At 39.0% G+C, this 6,457-nt stretch carries 5 protein-coding genes and 1 pseudogene; 2 read left to right on the top strand and 4 right to left on the bottom strand.

The window, feature by feature from the left end; genetic code table 11:
* The 4 genes and pseudogenes from EWZ81_RS06585 to hemH all read right to left on the bottom strand — a co-directional run.
* Nucleotides 1-701, bottom strand: a pseudogene (locus EWZ81_RS06585) (glycosyltransferase family 10 domain-containing protein); the annotation flags it as partial.
* Nucleotides 702-710: 9 nt separating this feature from the next.
* On the bottom strand, nucleotides 711-3,521 hold the full coding sequence (locus tag EWZ81_RS06580; RefSeq protein ID WP_165549425.1) for a cytochrome c biogenesis protein: 2,811 nt from the start codon (nucleotides 3,519-3,521) through the stop codon (nucleotides 711-713).
* Nucleotides 3,522-3,530: 9 nt separating this feature from the next.
* Nucleotides 3,531-4,202, bottom strand: coding sequence for a SoxW family protein (locus EWZ81_RS06575; RefSeq protein WP_000492232.1), 672 nt, complete (start codon nucleotides 4,200-4,202; stop codon nucleotides 3,531-3,533).
* 73 nt (nucleotides 4,203-4,275) lie between these two features.
* Complete coding sequence (hemH, locus tag EWZ81_RS06570) at nucleotides 4,276-5,283, bottom strand: ferrochelatase (RefSeq protein WP_165549424.1); 1,008 nt, start codon at nucleotides 5,281-5,283, stop codon at nucleotides 4,276-4,278.
* A gap of 55 nt (nucleotides 5,284-5,338) precedes the next feature.
* Here hemH and EWZ81_RS06565 point away from each other — a divergent pair, with 55 nt between their 5' ends.
* Together EWZ81_RS06565 and EWZ81_RS06560 are read left to right on the top strand one after the other, a co-directional pair.
* Nucleotides 5,339-5,770, top strand: a complete 432-nt coding sequence (locus EWZ81_RS06565) for a hypothetical protein (protein ID WP_000892134.1) — start codon at nucleotides 5,339-5,341, stop codon at nucleotides 5,768-5,770.
* Nucleotides 5,771-6,451: a 16S rRNA (uracil(1498)-N(3))-methyltransferase gene (locus EWZ81_RS06560; protein WP_165549423.1), complete on the top strand. Its 681-nt coding sequence runs from the start codon at nucleotides 5,771-5,773 to the stop codon at nucleotides 6,449-6,451.
* Nucleotides 6,452-6,457 lie beyond the last annotated feature (6 nt).

The raw sequence follows: 6,457 nt of genomic DNA, 5'->3' as shown, positions 1-6,457 counted from the left end.
TTGAATTTGTATTGGCTTAAAAACTCGCTCTTGTTTTTGACATTATAGCCTAAAGTGTTTTTCACGCTCCCTCCCCCAGTAACTGGCTCTATAGAATTTAAAGCGTCATAGAAAGCGTTCCTTATAGGAGCGTTAGGGTTGCTTGCGACAAAACTCGCAAACCCTCTTTTCAAAGGATCGCTCTCATCATTCACCACTGCGCATAAATGGGGGTGGTTTTCTTTAAAATGATGGGTGGGCTTTTTTAAAGCATAAAGGCTGTCAGGTTTGAGTTTGTAGGGCGCGGTGGTGTCATTCACGCTCTCGGCTTTATAATGCAAACTGGCATAATATAAAGGCATTCTCAAATAACGATTGTTAAAGTCCAATTCATCAAAGCCTATGGCGTAATCAAAGAGGTTGAAATTAGGCGATTCGTTTTCACCGGTGTAAAACACCCTTTTTGCGTTTTGGTAGGATAGGATTTTTCTGGCTGATCCAATAGGACTGCCAAAGACCAGGTCTGCGGGTTCGTTAGGGTTTTGGTGGAGGGTGATTGTGTAGCGTTGGCTTAAGATGAAATACAGAGCGCTCTTTTTAAATTCTTCAGCGCCTCCCCACCAATTCGCCACAGCGATTTTTAGGGGGGGGGGGAGATTTAAAAGTAATTTTTTTTTAATTGGAGCGCTTTCTATAAAGGCGTCTAATAGGGGCTGGAACATGGCTATCCTTTAAATCAATTTAGGCAAACTCAAATGGCGTTTGAAATACGCCAAGATCACAAGGATAAAAGGTATCGCTACCAAAAAGTATAAAAAAGTAGGGATCGGCAAGGGATCGCCTGCGGCATAGCTGTGCAAGCCAGAAAGGTAGTAATTCACGCCAAAATAAGTCATTAAAACCGAATAAAACCCTAGCACGCTGCTGCTCGCTAAAATAAAGGGCCAATTTTGAGAGCCTAAAAAACGCAAATGCAAGATCAAGGCATAGACGCAAATAGAAATCAACGCCCAAGTTTCTTTAGGGTCCCACCCCCAATAGCGCCCCCAAGATTCGTTCGCCCACACCCCGCCTAAGAAATTCCCGGCCGTGAGCATGAACAGGCCTAAAATCATGCTCATTTCATTGATAGCGCTAATGGAGAGAATGGTTTTGTCCAAATTGAAACGCCCTTGTTTGCGCAAGATAAACAAAACCAAACTTAAAATCCCTAGCACAAAACACAAGCCCAAAAAGCCATAACTGGCGGTGATGATAGAGACATGGATATTGAGCCAATAAGATTTCAACACCGGCACTAAAGGGCCGATTTGAGGGTCCATAAAGCCTAAATGAGCCACAAAGAGCGCGATACCGGCTAAAAAGCTAGAAGCCGATAGCGCGAGTTTGGAGCGTAAAACAAACCCTGCGATAACAGAAGCCCATGCGATATAAAGCATGGACTCATAAGCGTTGCTCCAAGGCGAATGCCCGCTCACATACCAGCGCAAAACAAGCCCCATAGAATGAGCGATCGCACAAAGCAAGATAGCCATATAAAGGATTTTAGTGGGCCAAATATTTGGAATCGTGTTTTTAACAAGAGAGCTGATCACAACGATAAAAAGCAATAACCCAAGAAAGATATAAGGCAAGGTCAGGCGGTTAAAAAAATTGGTGTGGTTTAAAAAAATTTCAGAATCCACTTTAGAAGAGGGCAAATAGAGGTTTTTGGCATGCTCTTGTTGGTAAATGCTTAAATCTTTTAGGGTTTTTTCCACTTTGTCCCATTGATTGGTTTTTAAAGCGTCATCAAACCCGCTAAAAATATTTTTTAAAAACGCCGTTGCCACGCTTGAAATTTCTTTATTAGGGCTGTTGATCGCTTCAATGGGCGAGAGCCAAGCGGTGGTTTTATCGCTAGGGAAAATGCGTAAAAATTGAGCGCTAAAAAGCGTATAGACTAAGTTGATTCGTTCATCTACTTTTAAGACATCTTTATCCAACTCGTTGCGCACGTTAGGGGATTTTTGATTGACTTCTTCAACCAGATTTTTTAATTTATACCCACGGCTATCAAAAACATCTCTAAAAGCGATACGGCTTTCGTCTAAAGGCGTGCCAATAAGCTTTCTTAAGGCTTTAGTGGAAGTGTAAATCATCTTAATACTGCGCCAATCATTGGGGAAAAACATGATCCCTAAAAGCACCTGCATGGCGTTTAGCCCTTGAAAATCATCTTTTTTTAAAATCTTATGAATGTATTCAATGCTAATAGTGTCTAAAGGCTTGATACGCCCGTCAAAATCCTGGACTTGAAGCCTTTGAAAGGCTTTTAAGTGGTCTTTGGAATACTCTCTTAAATGCTTCAAACGCTCTAAAATCGCGCTTTTAGAATCTTCTTTATTAGCGGGATTTTCTACGCTTTGTCGCTCAATTTTAGCGCTTTTGCCCCCATGCATGTCAATTTGTCCTTCATTGGCGAACGAAGAAGTAAAAGGGCTGACTAGAATTAAAGCGAATAAGAAACTAGCAACTTGTTGGGATTTTAAAAAGCGTGAAAGCTTTAAAAAACGCCCATTTTTATCCAAAAGCAACCACAAAGCCCCCAAAATAAGCATCGCATACCCTAAATAAGTGGGGATTTTACCCGGATCTTTATTGACAGAAAGGATCGTGCCTTTTTCATCCGTATCATAGGAAGATTGGAAAAAGCGATAACCTTCATAATCTAAAACATGGTTCATAAAAATCCTATAAGGCTTGATTAAAGTGTTATCCAGTTTCAAAACTTCCACTTCTGAAGCGTAAGATGAAGGACTCATAGAGCCGGCGTAACGCTCTAATTCAAAACGCTTCAATTTGATTTGAAAGGGCAATTCAATGTAAGCGGATCCAAAACTTAAAGAGAGCTTGTCGTCTTTAAACACCTCGCTTTCTTCTATGCCTTCATTCCTGTTGTTTTTAATGAGGTTGAATTTGTGGCTCACGCCATTATAGGTCGCTTTTAACACTAAAATGGTAGCGTCATCTTTTTTAATAGCGTTTTGCTTGTAAATCTCTAAGGGTTCTAAAATCAAAGGCTTGTGATCTAAAGTGGCATGAATAGGTCTTAATCGTTTAGAATGATAAAAAGTTAAAGGCGTTTTTAAAGAAAGTTTTTTTTCGTCGTTTAGGGTGATATTAAGGTAAGTGTCCGCGCTTTCAAAAGAGCTTTGCGCGCTATTTTCTCGCACATGCATAAGCCCTTCTACGCCAAAAAAACGCGTGATGGCTGCCCCTAAAATGATGAAAATCAAGGAGCTGTGGAAAAAAAGGCTCGCATACCTCTTGCGCTCCAAAGCTTTAGATTTAATGAATGTGCCTATTAAAACCACCAACAAATACGCATGCAAGAAATTGAACCAAGGGGTGTTATACACAATAGCCTTACTCGCGCTCGTGCCGTAATCGTTTTCTATAAAAGTGGCTATCGCACACGCTAATGCATAGAGTGCGATTAAAGGGATAGCGACCCAAAAAGAAGCCAGCAAAAAAGAAAGCAGGCTTTTGAGATTCTTCATTAGACTTTCCTAGCTGGATTTGCTTTTAGAAAGGTTGGTTTTATACTTGATGTAAGCCTTTAATTTTTTAGTGAGATCCTCATCGTTTTTTGTGTCTTGATACTTCCCATCGCCGATAAATTCTAACACGGCTAAAAATTGCGTAGAGGGCATATAGCCGGGCAATTCATAGATGGTTTTACCGGTTTTATCGGATAAAACAATCGTAGGGGTGGATTGGACGGCATAAATTTGCGCTAATTCTTCTGTGGACATTTTGATTTCTTTTTCATCATTTTTATCCTTATCGCCAACCTTAAAATTATGCTCTTTGGAGTAGCTGATATTGACATAGTAAGCACTAAAATGCTCTTTAATATAGTCGTGCAATTCTTTGACATTTTTGAGATCTTTTTTAAACCTTTCGCAATAGGAGCAACCATTACGCCCAAAAACTAAAAGCATATATTTGTCATTGGGGCTAATAGACTTATTGTCTAAAAAAACATCTTCTAAACCGGCGTAACTCTTTTTGTCTATATTGTCTCGCTCATCGTTCAATTCTTTGGAGCTTTGAGAGCCAGAGCTTAAAAGATTTTCATCTAACTTTTCTTTATTGTTGGATTTGCAAGCGCTTAAAAACAGCGAAATCAATAATAAAACGCTTAAAAATTTCTTGGAAACATAAGAAAGTGAAAACATGTAATAACCTTTATTGTTTAATAGATTTGAAAACTCGGTATTTTACTATAATAATCGCTTTTTTATGCAGATTTCACTCACTTTTAAGGTTTTTCACTAATTCAATGATAAATTTTGCAAACTCTATGGAATCGTTTAAGCATGGACAAACCAAATATTCCTTAATTGCCAAGCGCTCTGCCATCAAGCGGTATTGCATGTCTAATTCATAGATCGTTTCAGAATTATCAATCGTGAAAGCTAAAGGATAGATGATAATACGAGACTTGCGGTGCTTTTCTATCAATTCTTCAGTGCTTGGCTCTAGCCATTTCATAGGCCCTAGCTTGGATTGGTAAGAGAGCAAAACCTCTTTAAAAGGGATATTTTTTTGTTGCATCAACTCTTTTAACAAACTCACATGGTGTTCGCATTCTTGCTGGTAAGTATCGCCGGCATCAATAACGCTTTTAGGCAAGCCATGGACGGAAAAGATTAAGACAAAATCCTGGCTTTTGCGGTTGTTTAGGGCGCTTAAAATCGTGTTTAAAATGATTTCATTAAGCTTTGTGCTGGCATAAAAACGCTCTATCACTCGCACTTTGGGGCGGAAAGTTTCTAAAGATTTGAGAGCGCTAAAAGCGTCATTGAAACTAGAAAGGGTGGTGGTGCTAGAATATTGCGGATACATGGAAAAAAACACCAAACTTTCTATTTCTTTTAAGGCTAGATCTTGTAAGACCATAGACGCATAAGGGGGGGTATAACGCATCGCATAAGTGTAAAAACGAGAAGGATCTAATTCGTTCAAACGCTCTGTAAGGGCGAATGTGATAGGCGTTAAAGGGGATTTGCCTCCTAATTTTTCATAGATTTTTTTGGATTTTTCTATGCGGCTATTGACGATCATTTTACCCACCATCTTACGCATGAAATTATTTTTAATGGTAAGGATAAAGGGGTCATCAAACATGTTTTTTAAAAACACCCCCACTTCATAAAGGCTGTTAGGCCCTCCCATATTCAAAAGAACAACCGCTTCTTTAGGGGATTTTGCGGCGTTATTTTCTAAATTATTAAGCTTTTCATTGATCAAATTCATTGGTGCATGCTAAAATAAAACGATTAATAAAAAATAAATCGTTAGAAAGAAGTTAATGTTAGAGATGAGTTTGCAAGCATTAAATACACAAGATTCTTCTGTGATGGCTCAATCCTTGCTTGTCCATGCCTTTTTTGCCGCTTTGCTCGCCCTAGCCTTTATGATCAATCTTTACACCCTTTTTAAAGAAAAGAATTTTATCCAATTGAACAAAAAAATCTATCTTGTCATGCCAGCGATTTACATTCTTTTAAGCATCGCTCTTTTGAGCGGGATTTTTATTTGGGCGATGCAACAATTTGAATTTTCTTTTAGTGCTGTTGCCATGCTTTTAGGGTTATTGTTGATGCTTATTGCAGAAATCAAACGCCATAAAAGCGTGAAATTCGCTATCACCAAAAAAGAACGGATGGAAGCCTATATCAAAAAGGCTAAAATCCTGTATTTTTTAGAAACGATTCTTATTGTTGTGTTAATGGGCCTTTGAATGCGTTTTGTCTATCACCCTTTAGCCAAAGAGCCTGTTTTAAAAATAGAAGGCGAGAGTTACACGCATTTATACCGATCAAGGCGTATCAAAAGCGCGAGTCGTTTGGATTTAAGAAATTTAAAAGACGGCTTTTTATACACCTATGAGCATGCAGAAATCACTAAAAAACACGCCCTTTTAAGGCTAGTGGGCGCGCAACCATTAGAGATTATGGCTAATAAAAAAACGCATTTGATTTTAAGCGTGATTGAAATCAAAAGCGTTGAAAAAATCCTACCCTTTTTAAATCAGTTAGGCGTGAGCAAGTTGAGTTTGTTCTATGCGGATTTTAGCCAGCGTAATGAAAAAATAGACAGCGCCAAATTAGAGCGTTTTCAAAAAATTTTGATTAATTCTTGCGAGCAATGCGGCCGCAGCGCTTTAATGGAATTGGAAGTGTTTTTAAACACTAAAGAGGTATTAAACGCCTACCCTAAGGCGAGCGTTTTGGATTTTAACGGCGAAATCTTACCCGCAAGCGCGGATTTTGAAAAGGGTATTATCATAGGGCCTGAAGGGGGCTTTAGCGAGCAAGAAAGGGAGTGTTTTAAAGAGCGTGAAATTTATCGCATCCCGTTAGATATGGTGCTAAAGTCTGAGAGTGCATGCGTGTTTGTAGCGAGTATCGCACAAGTTTAGGGGGTT

Source organism: Helicobacter pylori, assembly GCF_011140715.1.
Classification (GTDB): domain Bacteria; phylum Campylobacterota; class Campylobacteria; order Campylobacterales; family Helicobacteraceae; genus Helicobacter; species Helicobacter pylori_DA.
This window is presented reverse-complemented; position numbering and strand designations above follow the sequence as displayed.

Bases quoted from the DNA above. Each gene is read 5' to 3' on its own strand.
- hemH (WP_165549424.1), bottom strand. From the start codon at position 5,283: ATGAATTTGATCAATGAAAAGCTTAATAATTTAGAAAATAACGCCGCA.
- EWZ81_RS06560 (WP_165549423.1), top strand. From the start codon at position 5,771: ATGCGTTTTGTCTATCACCCTTTAGCCAAAGAGCCTGTTTTAAAAATA.
- EWZ81_RS06575 (WP_000492232.1), bottom strand. From the start codon at position 4,202: ATGTTTTCACTTTCTTATGTTTCCAAGAAATTTTTAAGCGTTTTATTA.
- EWZ81_RS06565 (WP_000892134.1), top strand. From the start codon at position 5,339: ATGTTAGAGATGAGTTTGCAAGCATTAAATACACAAGATTCTTCTGTG.
- EWZ81_RS06580 (WP_165549425.1), bottom strand. From the start codon at position 3,521: ATGAAGAATCTCAAAAGCCTGCTTTCTTTTTTGCTGGCTTCTTTTTGG.